Origin of the sequence: Pseudomonas sp. TMW22090 (assembly GCF_022496665.1) — a bacterium.
GTDB lineage: Bacteria > Pseudomonadota > Gammaproteobacteria > Pseudomonadales > Pseudomonadaceae > Aquipseudomonas > Aquipseudomonas gregormendelii.
Map to the genome: position 1 here is coordinate 1205341 of NZ_SCFH01000001.1, position 22027 is coordinate 1227367.

The following is a 22027-nucleotide window of genomic DNA, read 5'->3' on the forward strand; positions in this document are numbered from 1 at the left end:
CGAGCCTGCTCGCGATGAGGCCGGCAGTACCCGCGCAAGGCTCAAGGCTCAAGGCCTGCCAAGCAAATGACTCATCGCCGTCTTCAGTTTCATTGGCCGCACCGGCTTGTGCATCAGGGTGTGGCCCAGCTCGCGAATCTGCAGTTTCAGTTCGTTGCTGTAGTTGGCGGTGATCATCATGGCCGGAATCGTGCAGGCCCGGCGCGCATTGATACGGGCGACAGCGTCCACGCCGTTTTGCTCGTCATCCAGATGATAATCGGCGATCAGCAGATCGGCATCCTGGTGGTAATTGTCCACCTGCCGTGCCAGGTCCTGCTCTGACAACGCGGTGACCACCACACACCCCCAGGCCTCCAGTAACGTGCGCATGCCCGCGCAAATGGCTGCGTCGTTATCCAGCACCCATACCCGTGCCCCGCGCAGGCGTTCCAGCATGGGCTCACTCATCAACGGGTTGGGTAACGCCTTGGGCGCAGTCGCGCTGATCGGCACCTCGACAGAAAACATCGACCCCCTGCCCGGCCATGAACGCACGTGAATCCGGTGCCCGAGTATCCCGGCAATTTTTTCCACGATCGCCAGGCCCAGCCCCAGGCCGCGATCCTGATCCGGACGCTGGACATCGCCGCGCTTGAACTCCTGGAAAATCTCCTCCAGGCGGTTCTCCGCGATGCCCATGCCGCTGTCCCAGACCTCGATCGACAAGCGCTGGTGATGCCGTCGGCAACCCAGCACCACACGACCGCTGTAGGTATAGCGAATGGCGTTGCTGAGCAGGTTGCGCAGGATCCTGGCGAGCAACTGGATGTCGCTGCGCACCAATGCCGAACAGCCGATGAAGTGCAGTTCAAGTCCCTCGCTGCGGGCCACCTGGGTGTACTCGGCGGCGAGGTTCTCCAGCAGTTCGCTGAGGGCGAACGGCGCGATGTCGGCCTTGATCACCCCGGCATCAAGCTTGGAGATATCCACCAGGGTGCCCAGCAGGTTTTCCACGTCCTCCAGGGAATTGCTGACGTTGCGCACCAGAATTTCGTTGGCCATCGGCTCCCGGCGCTCAAGCAAGGCACTGGTAAACAGACGCGCGGCATTCAGTGGTTGCAGCAGGTCGTGGCTGACCGCGGCAAGAAATTTGGTCTTCGACAGGTTGGCCTGTTCGGCTTCGAGCTTGGCCTCGCGCAGCCGCGACTCCACTCGCCGACGCTCATCGATTTCACGCAGCAACTGGTCGTTGAGGGTCGTCAGTTCCGCCGTGCGCTCACGCACGCGCAACTCCAGGTTCTGATACGCCTGATGCAGCGCCTCGGCGGTGCGGCGGCGCTCGGTGATGTCGCGGATCAACACGAAGATCCCCACCACTTCCCCGGTGGCCAGCCGATTGGGCACGTAGGAGCGCAACATGTAGCGCTCCTGGTTGTTGATATTGGTTTCGGCGAACTCGAACGTCACGCTCTCCCCGGCCAGGGCCCGCGCCACATAGGCTTCCAGGCGCTGATAATGTTGTTCGCTGTGCACCTCGCGCAGGCTCTGGCCAAGCATCACGCCCCGGGGCCAGCAGTACCATTGTTCGTAGACCTTGTTGGTGAACTCGTAGACCAGGTCGGCATTGAGGTAGGCGATCAGCGCCGGCACGTGGTCGGTGATCAGGCGAATCCAGCGCTCGCTCTCGCTCAGGGCCTCCGCGTGCTGGTAGCGTTCGGTGATGTCGGTGAAGGTGTTGACGAAGCCGCCGGTGGGCAGCGGGTGAGTGCGAATTTCCAGCACCCGGCCATCGTACAGGCGCTGTTCGCATTCCTGCACCGGCCGCCCGTTGACGTCGCGGCTGGCAGGGGTCAGCAGGTGCAGTTCACTGTCGGCGATCACCTCGGCAAACGGTCGGTGGGCCGCCACCGGCGCCAGGCCACTCAATTCGAGGAAGCGCCGGTTCCACAATTCCAGCACGCCGTCGGCATTGACCATCGCCACACCCTGGGACAGGTTGTCGACCGCACGCTGCAACAGGTGGGATTTTTGCGCCACCGCCTGCTCGCGGCGCAGGGTCTCGTTGAGTTTGACGTCGGTGATGTCGGTGAACAGGATCACCCGGCCGCCTTCCTGGGTCGGCCGCTCGCTGACTTGCAACCAGCGCCCGTCCTGCAGACGATACAACAGGCTTTCGTCGGCGTGCCCACGAGGCTCTTCGGTGAACAGCCCGGTCGCGCTCATCAGCCTTTTGACCTCGGCCAGGCGCATGCCTGCATTGATCCTCACGCGGCTATGGATCCAGAACGCCTTGAAGCGGCTGTTGAACAGGACGATGCGCTGGTCGGCATCGAACAGCACGAATGCATCGGAAATACTCTCGATGGCGTCGATCAAATGCTGGTGGGCCGTTTCCGCGCGCAAGCGTGCTTCGCTGAGCAAGTGATTGCCCGACTTGAGCTCGGCCATGGCCTGGTTCAACGCATCGGTGCGCTCACGCACCTGCTCGGCCAGTACCACTGAGTGCTGGAAGGCCGCGTAGGGATCATTGCCCCGGGTGACGCCCGACTCGATGCGCTCGATCAGCGCGCTGTTGATCCGCTGCAGCTTTTGATTTTCGTGGCGCAGGCTGGCGAGTTGCGCCTGGAGTTCAGCGCTGTCCAGGGGTGCGGCCCCGGGCAATGGCAACGCCGGTGAAGGTCTGGTTGATATGCATGCCATTGAATTGTTCTCCGTAGGTGTTGAAACCCATCACCCGCTGGTCACGCAAAAATGCCCCGACCTGCTCCAGGTTGCCGCTGTTTTCCAGCTCCATGCGCCGCAGGAAACAGTCGCAGCCGAGGGTCAGCAGCAGCTCGCCAAGTCGCTCGTGCAAGCCGTCGAACAGGTCTTGCAGGTTGGGCAGCATCGGCCCCGGCGTCATGACCGTGAGGACGATGCCGTTTTCCACCGCACAGTAGAAACTCAGGCTCAGGTCCGGATGAACCTGCTGGATGGCCCGCACGTAGTACTGGTCGTTGATGCGCACCGCCAAGGGGTGCGCGGCGAAGATCCGGTGATCGAGCTCGGCCACCGGCACGCCGATGTGCCGGGCGTATTCCTCGGCGGCGGGCTCGGCATTGAGCTCAAAGACCCGCCGCGACGCACTGTCGGCGCCGGTCACCACCAGTTTTTCCGCCCGGGGCAGAATGTGGTGGGTGGTGAACACTTCGAAATCCAGCCAGGTGTTGACCAGCACCACCACGGCCGCGCCGCTGTGGAACTCGCCACCAAAATACACGTGGGTGTGCGTGAGATAGTTGTCGTCACCGGCCGAGCCACCAAAGTGCGGGATATCGCCCAAGGCGGCGCTGAGGGCAGCCAGGACCATTTCTTCACGACTCGACAAGCCATCGAGCAGGGTCAGGGCGAAGCTGTTGCCCTTGATCGGTGCCAGGGTGTTTCTGCGGCAGCCGCTGACCAGGCGCTCGACCATCTGCTGGGCGTCGATCAGGCTGAAACGCTCCATTTCGTCGATGAGCTCGGCGTCGATGGAGAAGTGCCGGTGATCAAACCCCACCGCCGTCACGCAATTGCGCCCGTAGCCCAGCGGGGTGATTTCCCCGGCGCTGGTGCAACCGACCAGGCGAATCCCGCCAAAGCTCTGCTGCAACGCCTGGCCCAGCGCCTGCAGGTTGTATTCGGCGGAACAGAAGAACAGCACGAAGCCCAGGTGCGGATGCAGTAACTGCCGCGCCAGCTCCTGGGCCACCTGCTGGGCATCGGTGGCCTGGGACATCGCACTGACCACACCATCACTGTGAACCTGCTGCATTGTCGCCTCCCGCAGGTGCGCGTGTATGAGGCACGAGTGTACGAACGCGGCAGGCTGCGACCTATGCTACTTGGGTAGCGGGTAGCCGCTTCGATGGGATGAGAGCCGCACCGAATCTCCCAAACAACGCCCCCCTGTAGGAGCGAGCTTGCTTGCGATGGACGTTAACGATGACGGGGACTGCCTGCATACACGCGGTGCCTTTGCGTCCATCGCGAGCAAGCTCGCTCCTACAAGGGAGGCGAATTTGCTCTTACCAGGTCAACACCGCCCCCACCGCGAAGGTATCGGTGTCTTCATTCTGCGCACTGGTGTCGTGCCCGTTGATTTCGAACTGGTTGTACTCGGCCACCAGCTTGAGGTTGCTGTTGACGTCATGGAACAGCGCAATACCGCGGGTCTCGTAATCCGCGCCGCTGCCGACGACGCCGTTGCCGTCGTCCTTGGTCTTGCCGTAGGACAGTGCCAGGCGGTTCTTGCCGAGTTTGTAAGAGCCTTGCAGCAGGTAACCGTCGCTGTCGACGTTGCGCAACGTCGGCTCCCCGGCGTTGTTGGTGAAGAACGGGTTGATGCCCTTGGCCTGGAAGCCGGAACCGGTCAGCGACAAGCCACCCATCTTCGCCTGCACGCCGTAACCAACGCCCTTGGAGGTCACGGACTCGACGCTTGAGTCAGTGTTGTCCGAGGTCTGGTAGCTGCCGTTGACCCAGCTGTAGACCTGCGCACCGGCCAGGTCGAACTGGTAGGTGATCTCGCTCTCGGTTCGCGGGTTCTCCTGGTAGGCCTTGCCCGTCGGGCTACTGTCGTTGGTGTCCACCGGGTCCATGATCCCCACCGCCACCCGCAAACCGTCCATCACCGGCGTGCGGTAGGTGATCTGCGAAGTGGGAAACGGGTACGGATAACCACTGCCGATATTGCCGAACGACACGCCGCCACCGTCCACCAGGCCCAGGGTATCGCTGACCTGGCCGTACCCGGCGAGCAGTTCGTCGAGCAGGATGTTGGAGCGGGCAAACAGGCCGAAGTCCTTGCCGATCAGCACCTCGCCCCATTCGGGATTGGCGACCGTACCGTAGAACTGGCGAACGTCGATGGCCGTGTCGGTGCCATTGGTTTCACTGTCGTTGATGGTCACCCAGAACGAAGCGCGCGCACCGAGCTTCAGGTCATCGATCTGCTTGCCCATGTTGAAGCCCAGGTAATTGGGCAGGAAGCCCATCTTGACCCGCGACTGGCGCCGGTCGTACTGCTCGCCCTCGCGGTCCACATCACTGTTGACGTAAAAGGCATTGATGTAACCGTCGGTGGAAAAAGTCGTCTGGTCCTTGTCGTACAGCACAATCTCGGCTTGGACCATCGGGCTCATGCCCAGGGCCGACAGGCTGGCGATCAAGGCAGGTAAATAACGATGCTTGAAATTCTTATTGTTGTGCATGACGCGCTCCGCAGCGGGGACTGGATGTCGGAGGCGATTATCGAAAGTGCACCGGCGGCGTCATACGCTGCCTTGGGGGCGATCAGCAGGTGCTTTGGACTGGCTGGCGTGAGGCGGCAAGTTGGGCGTAAGACCGGCCCGCGCCTGGGCCCGCCACTTAAGGTGTAAGACGCTCAGACGCTCGCGCGCAGCAACATACAGGCTGCAATGACCAGACACAGGCTGGCGAACCCGACTTGCAGGGCCCGGGCCGGGACCCGTGCACAGAATCGCCGACCGATGATCATGCCGACGATGCTGGCGATAATGAAGCTCACGCCCAGGCCTTCGATGCGCACTCCCGCGTGGAATGCGCCGATTACACCGATGGCCGAGATCAGGCTGATCACCATCAGGGAAGTGGCGACGATGCCGCGCATCTGCACGTCGGTCAGTTGCTTGAACGCCGGGACGATCAGGAACCCGCCGCCTACCCCGAGCAAGCCGGACACCACTCCCGTGACTGCGCCCAACGCGGCCAGGGTCGCGGTGCATTTGGCAGTCCAGGAAAAGCGCCCGGTCTGCTGGTCGAGCATGCAGTTTTTCTGGCCCCAGTTGGCATGGCCGTGGTCGCTCGGCCCTTCCCCATGGCGCTCGCGACGCAGCATGCGCCAGGCGACCATGATCATCAGCAGGCTGAACAGCATCATCAGGACCTTTTCCGGAAGCTGATGAGCGAAAAAAACCCCCACCGGCGAAAAGATCGCCCCCAGCAGCGCAATGAGCAACGCTGCGCGATAACGCACCAGCCCGTGGCGCAGACCGTCGATGGCGCCCACTGCGGCCGCACTGCCCACGGCAAACAAAGCAATGGGCGCTGCCTGGGTCATGCTCAGGCCGAGCCCCAATACCAGCGCCGGCACCGCCAGAATGCCGCCCCCCGCCCCGGTCAACCCAAGGACCAGGCCCATCACCCAACCAAAAAAAATTGCCAGTAGCATAAAAAATCTTAATCCATGAAGAGCCGGGAACGCCCAGTATCGATGGTGTACAGGATAGAGCCAGGGCGCGATTTTTCCTTCCCCCAATTGCCAGGGGCTGGCCAATCCGGGGCAAATGAATCTACGCTGACCGCTTGTTCAACGAAGAACCGGCCAACATGCCTGCCCTGATTGAAGCTTTTCTTGACCCTGCCTCATCGACCTGGAGCTACGTAGTCCACGAGGGCGATGGCAGTGCCTGCGCCATCGTCGACCCGGTGCTGGATTACGACGCGGCGGCCGGTCGCACCGGTACGGTCCAGGCCGATCGCATCAGTGCATTTGTGCGTACTCACCAATTGCAGGTGCAGTGGTTGCTGGAAACCCACGCCCATGCCGATCACCTGTCAGCGGCGCCCTACCTGCGTCGCGAACTGGGCGGCAAGATCGCGATCGGCCAGTCGATCAGCAAGGTCCAGGACGTATTCAAGCGCCTGTTCAACCTGGAGCCCGGGTTTGCCGCCGATGGCTCGCAGTTCGATCACCTGTTTGCACCGGACGAGTCATTCATGATCGGCAATCTCAAGGCGACGGCCTTGCACGTGCCCGGCCACACCCCGGCGGACATGGCCTATCTGGTCGACAGCACCCTGATTCTGGTGGGCGATACACTGTTCATGCCGGACGTCGGCACCGCCCGCTGCGACTTTCCAGGGGGAAACGCGAACCAGATGTTCGCTTCCATCCAGAAGCTCCTGGCGTTTCCGGCCGGCGTAAATTTGTACGTCTGCCACGATTACCCGCCAGAGGGCCGCGAGCCCAGCTGCGTGACCACGGTTGGCGAGCAGCGCCGAAGCAATATTCATGTGCGTGACGGCGTCGACGAAAGCGAGTTTGTGGCCATGCGCAACCAGCGCGATGCCGGTTTGGGCATGCCGAACCTGTTGCTGCCGGCGATTCAGGTGAATGTGCGGGCGGGGAATCTGCCGCCGGCGGAAGACAATGGCGTTACCTACTTGAAGATCCCGGTAAATCGGCTTTGACGTCAAGAGATCGCAGCCTCGTTTCTCTCGACAGCTCCTACAGAGATCCCCCGGTGCATGTAGACAATGCAGGCGCTGGCGCAGCCTGCGATCTTTTGATCTTCAGGTAGCCAGCGTCAACCCGTTCGCCGGCAACGGCAGCGCGGTCTTGTAGCGCACCTGCTTGAGCGCAAAGCTGGAGCGGATGTTCGCCACCCCGGGCACCTTGGTCAGAAAATCCATCATGAAACGCTCCAGCGACTGAATGGTCGGCACCAGCACGCGGATCAGATAATCCGGGTCGCCGGCCATCAGGTAGCACTCCATCACTTCCGGGCGATCGGAAATCGCCTCTTCGAAATGCTGCAACGCCTCCTCCACCTGTTTTTCCAGGCTGACGTGAATGAACACGTTGACGTGCAACCCCAGCAGCTCGGCGTCCAGCAGCGTGACCTGCTCGCGAATCAGGCCCAGTTCTTCCATTGCCTTGACCCGGTTAAAACACGGGGTGGGTGACAGGTTGACCGAGCGTGCGAGGTCGGCGTTGGTGATGCGCGCATTCTCCTGAAGGCTGTTGAGAATGCCGATGTCGGTACGGTCCAGTTTACGCATGAGACAAAATCACCTGTTTTTTATGTTTATGCAGGTTTTTTATCCTCAAATGATCTTCGGCGCAACGAAACAGAGAGAAATATTCTTCTTGAGCCGGCCTATGATTGTTGTAGGACAAGATTTCTTCCACAGAAGAATGACCGTCAGCTCACTACAAGAAATTCACAAGATCGAGCGTAGAAGCCATGAATCAAGCGTACGAACCGCTGCGCCTGCACGTTCCCGAACCTTCGGGTCGCCCAGGCTGCAAAACCGACTTCTCCTACCTGCGTCTGACCGATGCCGGCACGGTGCGCAAACCCCCAATCGATGTTGAACCGGCCGACACCGCGGACCTGGCCAAGGGCCTGATTCGCGTGCTCGACGACCAGGGCAATGCCCTGGGTCCATGGGCTGAAGGCGTACCGTCCGAGATCCTGCGCACAGGCATGCGCGCCATGCTCAAGACGCGCATCTATGACAACCGCATGGTGGTTGCCCAGCGTCAAAAGAAAATGTCGTTCTACATGCAAAGCCTTGGCGAAGAAGCCATCGGCAGCGGCCAGGCCCTGGCGCTGAATGTCGACGACATGTGCTTCCCGACGTATCGCCAGCAGAGCATTCTGATGGCGCGCAACGTGCCGCTGGTGGACCTGATCTGCCAACTGCTGTCCAACGAACGCGACCCGCTCAAGGGACGCCAACTGCCGATCATGTACTCGGTCAAGGATTACGGCTTCTTCACCATTTCCGGCAACCTCGCCACCCAGTTCGTACAGGGCGTGGGTTGGGGCATGGCCTCGGCGATCAAGGGCGACACCAAAATCGCCTCGGCTTGGATCGGCGACGGCGCCACCGCTGAGTCGGACTTCCACACCGCCCTCACCTTCGCCCACGTCTACCGTGCACCGGTCATCCTCAACGTGGTCAACAACCAGTGGGCGATCTCGACTTTCCAGGCGATTGCCGGTGGTGAAGCCACGACATTCGCCGGTCGTGGCGTGGGTTGCGGCATTGCCTCCCTGCGGGTCGATGGCAACGATTTCGTCGCGGTCTACGCCGCCTCTGCCTGGGCCGCCGAACGCGCCCGCCGCAACCTTGGCCCAACCATGATCGAATGGGTCACCTACCGCGCCGGCCCGCACTCCACCTCCGATGATCCATCCAAATACCGTCCTGCCGACGACTGGAGCTGCTTCCCGTTGGGCGACCCGATTGCGCGCCTCAAGCAGCACCTGATCAAGATTGGCCAGTGGTCCGAAGAGGAACACGTCGCCGTCAGCGCCGAACTGGAAGCCGAAGTCATTGCCGCGCAGAAAGAAGCCGAGAAGTACGGCACCCTCGCCGGGGGCCAGATTCCGAGCGCCGCGACCATGTTCGAGGATGTCTACAAAGAGATGCCGGAGCACTTGAAGCGCCAGCGTCAGGAGTTGGGGATCTGACATGAACGATCACAACAACAATATCGAGCTGGAAACCGCCATGACCACGACCACCATGACCATGATCCAGGCCCTGCGCTCGGCCATGGATGTGATGCTTGAACGTGATGACAACGTCGTGGTCTTCGGCCAGGACGTCGGCTACTTCGGCGGTGTGTTCCGTTGCACCGAAGGCCTGCAGACCAAATACGGCACCTCCCGGGTGTTCGACGCGCCGATTTCCGAAAGTGGCATCGTCGGCGTAGCCGTTGGCATGGGTGCCTATGGCCTGCGTCCGGTGGCAGAAATCCAGTTTGCCGATTACGTTTACCCGGCCTCCGACCAGATCATTTCCGAAGCGGCGCGCCTGCGCTATCGCTCGGCGGGCGAATTCACCGCGCCGATGACCCTGCGCATGCCTTGCGGCGGTGGCATCTACGGTGGCCAGACCCACAGCCAGAGCATCGAAGCGATGTTCACCCAGGTCTGCGGCTTGCGCACGGTGATGCCGTCCAACCCCTACGACGCCAAGGGCCTGCTGATCGCGTCCATCGAAAACGATGACCCGGTAATCTTCCTGGAGCCTAAGCGCCTGTACAACGGCCCGTTCGACGGCCATCACGACCGCCCCGTAACCCCTTGGTCGAAACACCCGTCGGCGCAAGTGCCGGATGGCTACTACACCGTACCGCTGGACGTGGCCGCCATCGCGCGCCCGGGCAAGGATGTGACCATCCTGACCTACGGCACCACGGTGTATGTGTCGCAAGTTGCCGCGGAAGAAACCGGCATCGACGCTGAAGTCATCGACCTTCGCAGCCTGTGGCCGCTGGACCTGGAAACCATCGTCAAGTCGGTGAAGAAGACCGGTCGTTGCGTGATCGTTCACGAAGCGACCCGCACTTGCGGTTTCGGCGCCGAACTGTCCGCCCTGGTGCAGGAACACTGCTTCCACTACCTGGAAGCGCCCATCGAACGCGTCACCGGTTGGGACACCCCCTACCCACACGCGCAAGAGTGGGCGTATTTCCCTGGCCCGACCCGAGTGGGCGCGGCTTTGCATCGGGTTATGGAGGTCTGAATGGGCACGCACGTTATCAAGATGCCGGACATTGGCGAAGGCATTGCAGAAGTGGAATTGTCGGTATGGCACGTCAAGGTCGGGGACCTGGTCGTCGAGGACCAGGTGCTGGCCGATGTCATGACTGACAAGGCGATGGTTGATATTCCATCGCCGGTGCATGGCAAGGTGATTTCACTGGGCGGCGTGCCCGGGGAAGTCATGGCGGTCGGCAGCGTCCTGATCAGCATTGAAGTCGAAGGCGCGGGCAACGTCAAAGAGTCGGCCCAACCGGTGATTGCCGCTGTAAAAGAAGCACCGGCGCCGAAAGTCGAAGCCGCTGTAGAACACAAACCGGTCGCCGCTGCGCCACCACGGGCAGCTGTTTGCCAGGGCCCGATAGTCGCTCGCGAGGCCGATGAACGCCCGCTGGCCTCCCCGGCCGTGCGCAAACATGCGCTCGATCTGGGCATCCAGCTACGCCTGGTGCGTGGCACCGGCCCTGCCGGTCGCGTGCTGCACGAAGACCTCGACGCCTACCTGGCGCAAGGTCAGTCGAGCGCATCGAGCGCCACCGCCGCGTACGCACAGCGTAACGACGAAGAGCAAATCCCGGTGATCGGCATGCGCCGCAAGATTGCCCAGCGCATGCAGGATGCCACCCAGCGCGCCGCCCATTTCAGTTATGTCGAGGAAATCGACGTCACGGCCGTGGAAGAACTGCGCGCGCACTTGAACGAAAAACACGGCGCAACCCGCGGCAAGCTGACCCTGCTGCCGTTCCTGGTCCGCGCCCTGGTAGTTGCCCTGCGTGATTTCCCGCAGATCAACGCCCGCTACGACGACGAAGCCCAGGTCATCACCCGTCTTGGTGCCGTGCATGTCGGCATCGCCACCCAGGCCGACATCGGCTTGATGGTGCCGGTGGTGTGCCACGCCGAAGCCCGCAGCCTGTGGGACAACGCCGCAGAAATCTCGCGCCTGGCCAGCGCTGCACGTAATGGCAAGGCCAGCCGCGACGAGCTGTCCGGCTCGAGCATTACCCTGACCAGCCTTGGCGCGTTGGGCGGTATCGTCAGCACGCCGGTGCTGAACCTGCCGGAAGTGGCCATTGTCGGCGTGAACAAAATCGTCGAGCGCCCGATGGTCGTCAAAGGCCAGATCGTGATCCGCAAGATGATGAACCTCTCCAGCTCCTTCGATCACCGCGTGGTCGATGGCATGGACGCGGCGCAATTCATCCAGGCCGTTCGCGGCTTGCTCGAACAACCCGCCACCCTGTTTGTGGAGTAGGTCATGCATCAGACTTTGAACACCACGCTGCTGATCATCGGCGGCGGCCCTGGCGGTTACGTGACCGCGATCCGTGCCGGCCAGTTGGGCATCCCGACCATCCTGGTGGAAGGCCAATCCCTGGGCGGCACCTGCCTGAACATTGGCTGCATTCCGTCCAAGGCACTGATTCACGTCGCCGAGCAGTTTCACCAGACCCGCCAACATAGCCAGCACTCGGCCTTGGGGATCAGCGTGGCGGCCCCCACCCTCGACATCGGCAGGAGCGTCGAGTGGAAGGACGGTATCGTTGACCGCCTGACCACTGGCGTTGCCGCGTTGCTGAAAAAGAACAAGGTCCAGGTCATTCAGGGCTGGGCCAAGGTCATCGACGGCAAAACCGTCGAGGTCGGTGACACGCGAATCCAGTGCGAGCATCTGGTGCTGGCCACCGGTTCCACAACCGTGAATCTGCCGATGCTGCCGATTGGCGGTCCGATCATCAGCTCGACGCAAGCCCTGGCGCCGACCTCGGTGCCCAAGCGCCTGATTGTCGTTGGCGGCGGTTATATCGGCCTGGAGCTGGGGATTGCCTATCGCAAACTGGGCGCTGACGTGAGTGTGGTCGAGGCGCAGGAGCGCATTCTGCCGGCTTACGACACCGAACTGACCCAGCCTGTGCATGAGGAACTGAAGAAGCTGGGCGTGAAGCTTTACTTGAAACATAGCGTTCAAGGCTTTGATTCTTCTAGTAATACCCTCCAGGTTCTTGAGCCGGGGGGCGCGACGCTCAACCTGGAAATGGATCAGGTGCTGGTGGCCGTCGGTCGCAAACCCAACACCCAGGGCTGGAACCTTGAAGCCCTGAATCTGGACATGAACGGTGCGGCGATCAAAATCGACGGCCGCTGCCAGACCAGCATGCGCAACGTGTACGCCATCGGCGACCTGAGTGGCGAACCGATGCTCGCGCACCGCGCCATGGCTCAGGGCGAAATGGTCGCCGAGCTGATCAGCGGCAAATCCCGCGAGTTCAACCCGACCGCCATCGCCGCCGTGTGCTTCACCGACCCGGAGCTGGTCGTGGTCGGCAAGACCCCGGACGACGTCAAGGCTGCCGGGCTGGACTGTATCGTTTCCAGTTTCCCGTTCGCGGCCAATGGCCGGGCAATGACACTGGAATCGAAAAGCGGCTTCGTGCGGGTCGTGGCACGTCGGGACAATCATGTGATTGTCGGCTGGCAGGCGGTCGGCGTCGGGGTTTCGGAGTTATCGACAGCGTTCGGCCAGAGCCTGGAAATGGGCGCTCGCCTGGAAGACATTGCCGGCACCATCCATGCGCACCCGACCTTGGGCGAAGCGGTGCAGGAAGCGGCATTGCGTGCTTTGGGGCATGCGTTGCATCTGTAATTCAGAACAATGGATGGCGGCAGAAATGGCCCCATCGCCAGCAGGCTGGCTCGCACATTTGGAATGCGTTCTCTTGTGGGAGCTAGCCCGCTGGCGATTTCTCGAGGCCAACTCGATTTATCTGCCTGTCATCCGATAGTCCGGGCTGCGAAACAGGCCCGGAATGAAGTATTGTTGTCCCCATCCAAAAAACGTCAGAAGCCTTGAACCGCTTTGGCGGTTGTTCAGTGATAGAGGGTGTCATGGGTAACGAAAGCATCAATTGGGACAAGCTGGGTTTTGATTACATCAAGACAGACAAGCGCTATCTCTCGTACTGGCGTAACGGCGAGTGGGACAAAGGCACCCTGACCGAAGACAACGTGCTGCACATCAGCGAAGGCTCCACGGCCCTTCACTATGGCCAGCAGTGCTTCGAAGGCATGAAGGCCTATCGTTGCAAGGACGGCTCGATCAACCTGTTCCGCCCTGACCAGAACGCCCTGCGCATGCAACGCAGCTGTGCGCGCTTGCTGATGCCGTTCGTCGAAACCGAGCAGTTCATCGAAGCCTGCAAAGAAGTGGTTCGTGCCAACGAGCGTTTCATCCCGCCTTACGGTACCGGTGGCGCGCTGTACCTTCGCCCGTTCGTGATCGGCGTAGGTGACAACATCGGCGTGCGTACTGCGCCGGAGTTTATCTTCTCGATTTTCTGCATTCCGGTCGGTGCCTACTTCAAGGGTGGCCTGACGCCGCATAACTTCCTGATCTCCAGCTATGACCGCGCGGCCCCACAAGGCACCGGTGCGGCCAAGGTCGGTGGCAACTACGCGGCCAGCCTGATGCCAGGTTCCCAGGCGAAGAAAGCTCACTTCGCCGACTGCATCTACCTGGACCCGATGACCCACACCAAAATCGAAGAAGTCGGCTCGGCCAACTTCTTCGGGATCACCCACGACAACAAGTTCGTTACGCCGAACTCGCCGTCGGTGCTGCCGGGCATCACCCGTCTGTCACTGATCGAACTGGCCAAATCGCGCCTGGGCCTGGAAGTGATTGAAGGCGACGTGTTGATCGACAAGCTGTCGGACTTCAAGGAAGCCGGTGCTTGCGGTACTGCTGCTGTCATCACGCCGATCGGCGGAATCAGCTACAACGATCATCTGCATGTATTCCACAGCGAAACCGAGGTTGGTCCGGTTACCCAAAAGCTCTACAAGGAGCTGACGGGTGTACAAACCGGCGATATCGAAGCGCCCGCTGGCTGGATCGTCAAGGTCTGACCTGACGCCCGCGACACCCCGACCCTCCATTGCTGCCGCAATGGGGGGTTTTTTTCGTCTGGGCTATAACAGCTTTTGGATAGATCTGTAGGAGCTGATGCGGGGTTCATAGGGTTTCATAGGGTTCCACGGGACGACTCCATCTTGGTTTGACCAATCCGCTTGCCCTGCCGCCCCTTGATCCCGCTGGCCTGGCCATCCTGCTGCTTGCCCGTACGGGCCTGGGTGATCAACCCCGGGATCAACGCCCCCTCCGGCAGGTTCTTCCAGAATCGGGTGGGCAAGTGTCCTTGCATGACCTTGGGGTTCAACCGCGCCGGGTTGAAAATATGGCTGTAGTAGGTCAGCCACATGTCACCGTTCGGATCGTCTACGTTCTGCGCCATCTGCTGCCATTGCTCCGGGCATTGACGCAGGTAGTTCAACTGCTCGCCATCGTAATAGACCCCATCCCTGGGCGTGGCAATCATCCAGCGATGGCGCCCCATGCGGCCAATGAAATGCTCGCTCGCACTGTGCAGAATGTCGTGGGCGGGCTCATGCCAGGCGACATATTGCGGCCCGACGCAGCCGGGCAATTCAACGAACCGCACAAATGCATGTAAATGATGAGACTCACGCTGTACCTGTTTGATTCTTCTCTGTAATTCGCTGCCCAGCTTGTCCCCGGACATCATTGCAGTGCGATCCCCATGACTGACTCGCCACAGCACTTCATACAACAGACTCCAGCGCTGATCACCGCGATAACGGGCGGCTTGTTCCAGGGTGTCGAGCAGCAGTCGCGGAATGCGCGCCAGGAACGGCCCCTGTGATTCGGGCAGCGCGTGATCGCTGGCGAACAGGTCCTGCACACCTTCGCTGGCCCACGCCACCAGGCTAGGATCAACCTCATGGCTTAGCAGCCAGCGCGCTTGCAGGCGCCAGGTCTCGAACAAGTCGTCGCAATCGAGATTAATCATCCCCACAACCCCATTTGCTGCGGCTGCGGGCGGTCGCGTAGTTGTTGATACAGCAGATGGCTGGTGACTTCCGCTTGCTGCGGATGGTAGTCGCTGGTGATGAAGAACGGCTTGGCCTTGGCCAGCACACAGCGCATGCGCGCCAGGTCTTCATAACGGATGCGACGCTGGCGGCGCAGTTCCACCAGACGCTCGGTCGTGCGCAGTCCAATACCGGGAATGCGCGAGATCAGGGAAGCCTCGGCGCGATTGAGGTCCAGTGGGAAAATATCCCGATTCTCCAGCGCCCAAGCCAATTTGGGGTCGATGTCCAACGCCAGGTGGCCCGGGCCTTTGAACAGCTCCCCGGCGGTGTAGCCATAACTGCGCAGCAGGAAGTCAGCCTGGTACAACCGGTGCTCGCGCATCAATGGCGGCGCGGCCAGGGGCACGCTTTTCGGACTGTCGGGAATCGGACTGAACGCCGAATAATAGACCCGGCGCAATTTGAAGTTGCCGTACAGCGACTGGGCGCTGTGGAGAATGGTGCTGTCATCGGTGTCATCGGCGCCCACGATCATCTGCGTGCTCTGACCGGCCGGCGCAAACCTGGGGGCTCGCGGCTCGTTGAGAACGGTTTGAACGCCCGTGTAGATGGTCTGCATCGCGCCTTTGATCGAACCGATGTGTTTTTCCGGAGCCAGGGTTTGCAAGCTGGCGTCCGTGGGCAACTCGATATTGACGCTCAGCCGGTCGGCATAGCGCCCCGCTTGCTCGATCAACGCCGGATCGGCCTCGGGAATCGTTTTGAGATGAATGTACCCGCGAAACTCATGCTCTTCACGCAACAGCCGCGCCACCCGAATCAACTGCTCCATGGTGTAATCCGCCGAGCGAATGATCCCGGAGCTCAGGAACAGTCCACTGACGCAGTTACGACGATAGAAATCCATGGTCAGCGTCACCACTTCTTCCGGTGTGAAACGCGCCCGCGGCACGTCGCTGGAGCGGCGGTTGACGCAGTACTGGCAGTCATAGAGACAGAAGTTGGTCAGCAGGATCTTCAGCAGCGACACACAGCGCCCGTCGGGGGTATAGCTGTGACAGATGCCCATGCCATTGCTCGCACCCAGGCCGCTTTTGCCCTCGGAGCTGCGCTTGGGCGCCCCGCTGCTGGCGCAGGACGCGTCGTATTTGGCGGCGTCGGCGAGAATGCTGAGTTTGTCGATGAGTTCCATGGGGGGGGCACGCCGCTAACTGTTTGGATATACAGTATAGAGTCGTGGGTCGGGGTTCAAGTTGTTAAACGGCCCTTGGTCTGATTGTCTGAGAGTTCAGAGAAGGTCAAAAGATCGCAGCCTCGTTGCACTCGACAGCTCCGACGTGGCGCCTACGGAGCTGGCGATTGTGATGTTGACTGCGCTCAATCGTCCCTGGTCAGCACTTCCAGCAATTCGATCTCGAAAATCAGGTTCGAATTTGGCGTAATCGCGCCCATGGTCCGCTCGCCATAAGCCAGATGCGCCGGCACCAGCAATTTACGCTTGCCGCCCACCTGCATGCCGGGGATTCCCTGATCCCAACCCTTGATGACCCGACCCGTGCCAATCACGCACTGAAACGGTTTGCCCCGGCTGTAGGACGAATCAAACTCTGTGCCGTCTTCCAGCCAGCCGCGGTATTGAGTGGTGATCAGGGCGCCCTTGACCGCCGCCTTGCCGTCGCCTGGCAACAGGTCAATGATCTGTAATTCGTCGTTCATGAATCTTGCTCGCTAGCGGTTAATCAGGGCGTTTTCGCAGAATTCGGCGTGGTTGGCAATCCATGGAACTGAAACGGCAACCGTCCGTCCACATGAGTATCGACTCCGTACTCAGGAAAGGACGCTCTGATGACCGACTCACCGCGCAGTTTCATCCCGCCCTACATTCTTAACCGCATCATTGCCCACGGCTCCGAGCGGCAGCGTTCCAGTGCGCAGAGCACCCTCACCCACGTGCGCACGCTGCGCCACACCCCTCGCCCGCCGGCGCGCCCGCCTGCGACCACCCTGCTGCCACCCTCCACTCGGCCCGGCGTGGCCGAGCGCAGTATCCATGACGCCCAGGGCAAAATGCTCCTGCCAGGGATGCCGGTACGCGTTGAGGGCCAGGCGGCCACGGGTGACCCTGCGGTCGACGAAGCCTATGACGCCTTGGGGGCCAGCTATGATTTTTTCTGGAAAGTGCACGCTCGCGACTCGATCGACAATCAGGGTTTTGCCCTCATTGGCACCGTGCATTACGGGCAGGAGTACGAGAATGCGTTCTGGAACGGTGCGCAGATGGTGTTCGGCGACGGCGATGGCGAGATCTTCGAGCGCTTCACTCGCTCCCTGGATGTCATCGGCCACGAATTGACCCACGGCGTGATCGAAAGTGAAGCCGGGCTCATTTACGCCGATCAGTCCGGGGCGCTGAATGAATCGATATCGGACGTGTTCGGTGTATTGATCAAGCAGCATGTACTGGGCCAGACCGCCGAGGAGGCCGACTGGTTGATCGGCGCCGACCTGCTCGCGCCGCAGATCAAAGGCGACGGCCTGCGCTCGATGGCCCACCCTGGCACCGCCTACGACGACCCGCTGCTCGGCAAGGACCCGCAACCCGGGCACATGCGCCATTTTGTCATCACCCAGGAAGACAATGGCGGCGTGCACATCAATTCCGGCATCCCCAACCGGGCGTTTTATCTGGCGGCCCAGGCGCTGGGCGGATTCGCCTGGCAGAAAGCCGGCCATATCTGGTACGACACGTTGTGCGACCCGCGTCTGGGTACGCAAGCATCATTCAGTGAGTTTGCCGCGCTGACCCTCGAGCAGGCGCTCAAGCGCTTTGGCCCGGACGAACAGCACGCGGTGGCGCAAGCCTGGTCCGATGTGGGCGTAGAACCGAATCGGGAGTCATCATGAAAACCCTGCCAACCCTGGGCGATGATGCAGTCGTCCACCTTTCCCGCCAGGGCGGCGTCGCCGCCATCCATGCCCTGACACGCCCGCGCAGCATCGAGTTCGCCCAATGCGACATGGAGCAGCGCTCGCGCATCTGCAGCGTGCTGGAAGGCTGCCTGCCCTACACCGAACAGGCCGCAGGCCAGGGTGATCAGCGCTTTTACGAAATTGAAGTGCTCTATCGTAGCGGCGAGCAGGATGACCGGATGCTGATGAAAGTGCCTGAAGACCAGGCACCTGGGAATCTGGTGCATCTGTGGGACAAGGGCGAAGTGCTATAAGTGAGCCGATGGCTGGCCACTCAATCTCCTGTAGCCTGGCAACAGATTTCAGAAGCGGCCTGAATCCCGCATTGCCGAAACTTTAGCGCATGACCGGGCGTTTATTTTTCCACCGGGGTGATATCGACGATCGTCCCGTTGGTAATCATCACCATCATGTACTTGTCATGCACCTGCACCCACTGAGCTTGCTCCACCGGCGCTTTCAAGCCTTTGGCCTTCCAGTTTTTCAGCGCTTTTTCAGGACGCTGATAGATATCCGGGGCGCGGTCGTTGACATTCAGTTCACGGGTATTGGTAGCACTTGGCTGCACGGTTTTTTCAGGTGGGTCAGCCGCTTGAACGATGGGACTGATTCCGGCAACGCCGGCGGCAATGGCCAGGGCGGCGATGAGGGTTTTGCTGTTCATGGTTGATCCTCCAGAAATGTCGTAATACCTGAACTCCGACTACGGGCGGAGAAAATCATTCACTCAGGACGCAACGATTCGCCGAAGCCGCCAAACAGGCTGCATTCATACAATCATGCCGGCCCATGGCTGACGCGTCCGGTTTCAGGCTTTATCCTTGTCGCCCCCGCCGTACCGAGTTCTGGAGTAAGCCATGCCCCATGAAGGCAACCTGTTGCAAGCCGCTGTCGTCTTTCTGTTTGCGGCGGTGCTGGCCGTGCCCCTGGCCAAGCGCCTGCAACTGGGCGCGGTGCTGGGCTATCTGTTTGCGGGAGTGATCATTGGCCCGTCGGTGCTGGGCCTGATCGGCAATCCACAGAGCGTCAGCCATATTTCCGAGCTCGGCGTGGTGTTGCTGTTGTTCATCATTGGCCTGGAGTTATCACCGAGACGGTTGTGGGTGATGCGCAAATCCGTGTTTGGCGTCGGCCTTGCACAGGTCCTGCTGACCGGCTCGGTGATTGGCGTGACCGCCTTGTTCATGTTCGGCCAGCCGCTCAACAGTGCCATCGTGCTGGGTCTGGGCCTCGCCCTGTCCTCCACCGCCTTCGGCCTGCAGAGCCTCGCCGAGCGCAAGGAACTGACCAGCCCCCACGGCCGACTGGCCTTTGCGATCCTGCTGTTCCAGGACATCGCGGCGATCCCGCTGATCGCCATGGTGCCGCTGCTGGCGGGAGGCGACCACACCTCCACTGCAGCCGAAGATGTCAATCATGGGTTGCGGGTGCTGGGCAGTATCGCCGTGGTGGTGATCGGCGGGCGCTACCTGTTGCGGCCGGTGTTTCGCGTGGTGGCCAGGACGGGGCTGCCGGAAGTGTCCACCGCCACCGCGTTGTTGGTGGTGATCGGCACGGCGTGGCTGATGGACCTGGTGGGCGTGTCGATGGCCCTGGGGGCGTTTCTCGCCGGGCTGCTGCTGGCGGACTCCGAGTACCGTCATGAACTGGAAGCGCAGATCGAACCGTTCAAGGGTTTGCTGTTGGGCCTGTTTTTCATCAGCGTCGGCATGGGCGCCAACCTGAGCCTGCTGCTGAGTGCACCCATCACCGTGCTGGGCCTGACCCTGTTGCTGATCGCCATCAAGTTGCCGCTGCTGTTTGTTGTCGGGCGGCTGGCCGGTGGCCTGGGCAAGGTCAGTGCGATTCGCCTGGGTATCGTGCTGGCAGCGGGCGGTGAATTCGCCTTTGTCGTGTTCAAGATCGGCCGCGACCAGGGCCTGTTCGAGCCGCGCCTTTACGATTTACTGGTGTTGACCATCACCTTGTCCATGGCTGTGACCCCGCTGCTGTTGCTGGTGTGCGCACGCCTGGTGAGCCCGAAGGTGCAGCCGGTGGTGGTGCCGGAGAAGTTTCGCGAGATCGACACCGATGCCCCGCGAGTCGTGATCGCCGGCATGGGCCGCATGGGGCAGATCGTCGCGCGGATCCTGCGGGCGCAGAACATCAAGTTCGTCGCCCTCGACACTTCAGTGGAAACCATCGAATTGTCTCGCAGTTTTGGCGGCGTGCCGGTGTTCTACGGCGATCCTATGCGCCCGGAAATCCTCAGCGCCGCCAAGGTCGAACAGGCGGAATATTTTGTGATTGCCACCGATGACCCTGACACCAACATCAAGACTGCCGAGGTGGTGCACAAGCTCTACCCGCACATCAAGATCATCGCCCGCGCCCGTAACCGCCAGCATGTGCACCGCCTGGTGGACCTGGGAGCCGAGGCGATCCGGGAAACCTACTATTCGAGCCTGGAAATGAGCCGCCGCACGCTGGTAGGGTTAGGCCTGACCCAGGCCCAGGCCGACGCCCGCATCAAACGCTTCAAGCATCACGATGAACAGGTGCTGGAAGCCCAGCATGCGATTTATGACGATGAGGCCAAAGTGCTGCAGACGGCGCAGGAAGCCCGGGCGGAATTGGCGAAGCTGTTTGAGTCCGATCAGCTGGAAGAGGAAAAACTGGGCAAGGTCTGATTGCTTCAGTACAGGGTGGGCCGTTACCCCAGGCAGCTCACACAACCTAAGGAACCCACAATGGCTGCTGATCAACCCGCTCCTGCGCTTAAGGAAATCTTCAACGCCGAGCGCCTCCGGCACATCGCGACCGAGATGAGCGCGGTGTATCCCGAGTTCAACGCCAAGGCATTCATGAAGATGGCCAACGAAGGCCTCGCCGAATTGTCGATCATGCAGCGCATGGCCCGGGTCAGTGAATGCCTGCATGCGGTGCTGCCGTTGAGCTACGAGGAAACCCTCGGCGTGCTGCGGGCCTTGGCGCCTCGGTTGAACAGCGGTTTCGTCAGCATTTCATTGCCGCATTATGTCGCGACCTATGGCAGCCATGCGTTCGAAGAGTCGATGGCCGCGCTCAAATACTTCACCGTGTTTGGTTCATCGGAGTTTGCAATCCGATATTTCCTGCGCAGCGATTTCGAGCGCACCCTGGCGGTCATGCACCAGTGGTCGCTGGATGACAACGAACACGTCCGCCGCCTGGCAAGCGAAGGCAGCCGGCCGCGACTGCCCTGGTCTTTCCGGCTGGAGCGGATCCAGGCTGATCCGGGCCTGGCAGCAGCGATCCTCGACAACCTCAAGGCCGACGACAGCCTGTACGTGCGCAAGTCCGTGGCCAATCATTTGAACGACATCACCAAGGAGCATCCCGACTGGGTGCTGGACCTGATCGAAGGCTGGTCGCTGGAGAACCGGCACACTGCCTGGATCGCCAAGCACGCCCTGCGCAGCCTGATCAAGCAAGGCAACCGACGGGCACTGGCGATCATCGGCGCAGGCGGCAAGGCCGAAGTCCAGATCACGGACGTTCGGGTTGAGCCGCCAGTCATTACGCTTGGGGAGAAGATCACGCTGTCGTTTGCCGTGCAATCCACGGTCGAGCACGGCCAGCGGCTGGTGATCGATTATGCGATCGACTACGTCAAGGGCAATGGCAGCACCTCGGCGAAGGTGTTCAAGCTCAAGGCGCTGACCCTGCCGGGCAAGGCTTGCGAACGAGTGGCGCGCAGCCAGCAGATCAAGGAGCTCACCACCCGCCGCCATTACGCGGGCAAGCACGCGGTGCATGTGATGGTGAATGGCGAGCGGTTGGCCACAACGGCCTTCGAAATCCTCCCGTGAAATACCCATCCCTTGCTCGCGATGGAGGTA

The 22027-nt window shown here is 61.2% G+C and carries 19 protein-coding genes; 10 read left to right on the forward strand and 9 right to left on the reverse strand.

Annotation, left to right across the window (positions count from 1 at the left end; genetic code table 11):
* Positions 1–48 precede the first annotated feature (48 nt).
* The 4 genes from nahK to EQV97_RS05520 all read right to left on the reverse strand — a co-directional run bounded on the left by nahK (position 49) and on the right by EQV97_RS05520 (position 6193).
* Complete coding sequence (gene nahK / locus EQV97_RS05505) at positions 49–2643, reverse strand: hybrid sensor histidine kinase/response regulator NahK/ErcS' (RefSeq protein WP_122839598.1); 2595 nt, start codon at positions 2641–2643, stop codon at positions 49–51.
* A complete protein-coding gene (gene nosP, locus EQV97_RS05510; protein WP_122839597.1) occupies positions 2612–3775 on the reverse strand; it encodes a nitric oxide-sensing protein NosP in 1164 nt (387 codons plus the stop codon). Before nosP ends, nahK begins: the two co-directional genes overlap by 32 nt.
* A 253-nt stretch (positions 3776–4028) precedes the next feature.
* Complete coding sequence (locus EQV97_RS05515) at positions 4029–5213, reverse strand: porin (RefSeq protein ID WP_240888600.1); 1185 nt, start codon at positions 5211–5213, stop codon at positions 4029–4031.
* A gap of 173 nt (positions 5214–5386) precedes the next feature.
* On the reverse strand, positions 5387–6193 hold the full coding sequence (locus EQV97_RS05520; protein ID WP_240888601.1) for a sulfite exporter TauE/SafE family protein: 807 nt from the start codon (positions 6191–6193) through the stop codon (positions 5387–5389).
* 158 nt (positions 6194–6351) lie between these two features.
* On the opposite strand from EQV97_RS05520, the gene EQV97_RS05525 reads away from it, so the two are divergent.
* A complete protein-coding gene (locus EQV97_RS05525) occupies positions 6352–7215 on the forward strand; it encodes an MBL fold metallo-hydrolase (RefSeq protein ID WP_240888602.1) in 864 nt (287 codons plus the stop codon).
* A gap of 102 nt (positions 7216–7317) precedes the next feature.
* Here EQV97_RS05525 and bkdR read toward each other — a convergent pair whose 3' ends face one another.
* Positions 7318–7806, reverse strand: coding sequence for a Bkd operon transcriptional regulator BkdR (bkdR, locus tag EQV97_RS05530; RefSeq protein ID WP_122839594.1), 489 nt, complete (start codon positions 7804–7806; stop codon positions 7318–7320).
* 185 nt (positions 7807–7991) lie between these two features.
* Here bkdR and EQV97_RS05535 point away from each other — a divergent pair, with 185 nt between their 5' ends.
* The 5 genes from EQV97_RS05535 to EQV97_RS05555 all read left to right on the forward strand — a co-directional run bounded on the left by EQV97_RS05535 (position 7992) and on the right by EQV97_RS05555 (position 14210).
* On the forward strand, positions 7992–9227 hold the full coding sequence (locus EQV97_RS05535) for a 3-methyl-2-oxobutanoate dehydrogenase (2-methylpropanoyl-transferring) subunit alpha (protein ID WP_122839593.1): 1236 nt from the start codon (positions 7992–7994) through the stop codon (positions 9225–9227).
* A 1-nt stretch (position 9228) separates the two neighbouring features.
* The gene (locus EQV97_RS05540) at positions 9229–10287 is read left to right on the forward strand and encodes an alpha-ketoacid dehydrogenase subunit beta (RefSeq protein WP_122839592.1); all 1059 of its coding nucleotides are present in this window, start codon (positions 9229–9231) and stop codon (positions 10285–10287) included.
* Complete coding sequence (locus tag EQV97_RS05545; RefSeq protein WP_240888603.1) at positions 10288–11559, forward strand: dihydrolipoamide acetyltransferase family protein; 1272 nt, start codon at positions 10288–10290, stop codon at positions 11557–11559.
* A 3-nt stretch (positions 11560–11562) separates the two neighbouring features.
* The gene (lpdA, locus tag EQV97_RS05550; RefSeq protein WP_240888604.1) at positions 11563–12948 is read left to right on the forward strand and encodes a dihydrolipoyl dehydrogenase; all 1386 of its coding nucleotides are present in this window, start codon (positions 11563–11565) and stop codon (positions 12946–12948) included.
* 242 nt (positions 12949–13190) lie between these two features.
* Positions 13191–14210 (forward strand): branched-chain amino acid aminotransferase, encoded by a 1020-nt coding sequence (locus EQV97_RS05555; RefSeq protein WP_225568458.1) that lies wholly within the window; start codon positions 13191–13193, stop codon positions 14208–14210.
* Positions 14211–14326: 116 nt separating this feature from the next.
* Here the strand turns inward: EQV97_RS05555 and EQV97_RS05560 are convergent, their stop codons facing one another.
* The 3 genes from EQV97_RS05560 to EQV97_RS05570 form a co-directional block, all read right to left on the reverse strand.
* Entirely contained in the window at positions 14327–15172 is an 846-nt protein-coding gene (locus EQV97_RS05560) for a TIGR03915 family putative DNA repair protein (RefSeq protein WP_240888605.1), read from the reverse strand.
* Positions 15169–16389, reverse strand: a complete 1221-nt coding sequence (locus EQV97_RS05565) for a putative DNA modification/repair radical SAM protein (RefSeq protein WP_122839587.1) — start codon at positions 16387–16389, stop codon at positions 15169–15171. Before EQV97_RS05565 ends, EQV97_RS05560 begins: the two co-directional genes overlap by 4 nt.
* A 185-nt stretch (positions 16390–16574) precedes the next feature.
* Positions 16575–16913, reverse strand: coding sequence for an FKBP-type peptidyl-prolyl cis-trans isomerase (locus EQV97_RS05570; protein ID WP_122839586.1), 339 nt, complete (start codon positions 16911–16913; stop codon positions 16575–16577).
* A gap of 129 nt (positions 16914–17042) precedes the next feature.
* Here EQV97_RS05570 and EQV97_RS05575 point away from each other — a divergent pair, with 129 nt between their 5' ends.
* Positions 17043–18101: a M4 family metallopeptidase gene (locus EQV97_RS05575; RefSeq protein WP_240888606.1), complete on the forward strand. Its 1059-nt coding sequence runs from the start codon at positions 17043–17045 to the stop codon at positions 18099–18101.
* Positions 18098–18421, forward strand: a complete 324-nt coding sequence (locus EQV97_RS05580) for a protealysin inhibitor emfourin (protein WP_240888607.1) — start codon at positions 18098–18100, stop codon at positions 18419–18421. The genes EQV97_RS05575 and EQV97_RS05580 overlap by 4 nt, the downstream gene beginning before the upstream one ends.
* A gap of 101 nt (positions 18422–18522) precedes the next feature.
* Here EQV97_RS05580 and EQV97_RS05585 read toward each other — a convergent pair whose 3' ends face one another.
* On the reverse strand, positions 18523–18831 hold the full coding sequence (locus EQV97_RS05585; RefSeq protein ID WP_045057686.1) for an RcnB family protein: 309 nt from the start codon (positions 18829–18831) through the stop codon (positions 18523–18525).
* A 193-nt stretch (positions 18832–19024) separates the two neighbouring features.
* On the opposite strand from EQV97_RS05585, the gene EQV97_RS05590 reads away from it, so the two are divergent.
* Together EQV97_RS05590 and EQV97_RS05595 are read left to right on the forward strand one after the other, a co-directional pair.
* Positions 19025–20836, forward strand: a complete 1812-nt coding sequence (locus tag EQV97_RS05590) for a monovalent cation:proton antiporter-2 (CPA2) family protein (protein WP_122839583.1) — start codon at positions 19025–19027, stop codon at positions 20834–20836.
* Between the two features lie 60 nt (positions 20837–20896).
* Positions 20897–21997, forward strand: coding sequence for a DNA alkylation repair protein (locus EQV97_RS05595; RefSeq protein ID WP_240888608.1), 1101 nt, complete (start codon positions 20897–20899; stop codon positions 21995–21997).
* Positions 21998–22027 lie beyond the last annotated feature (30 nt).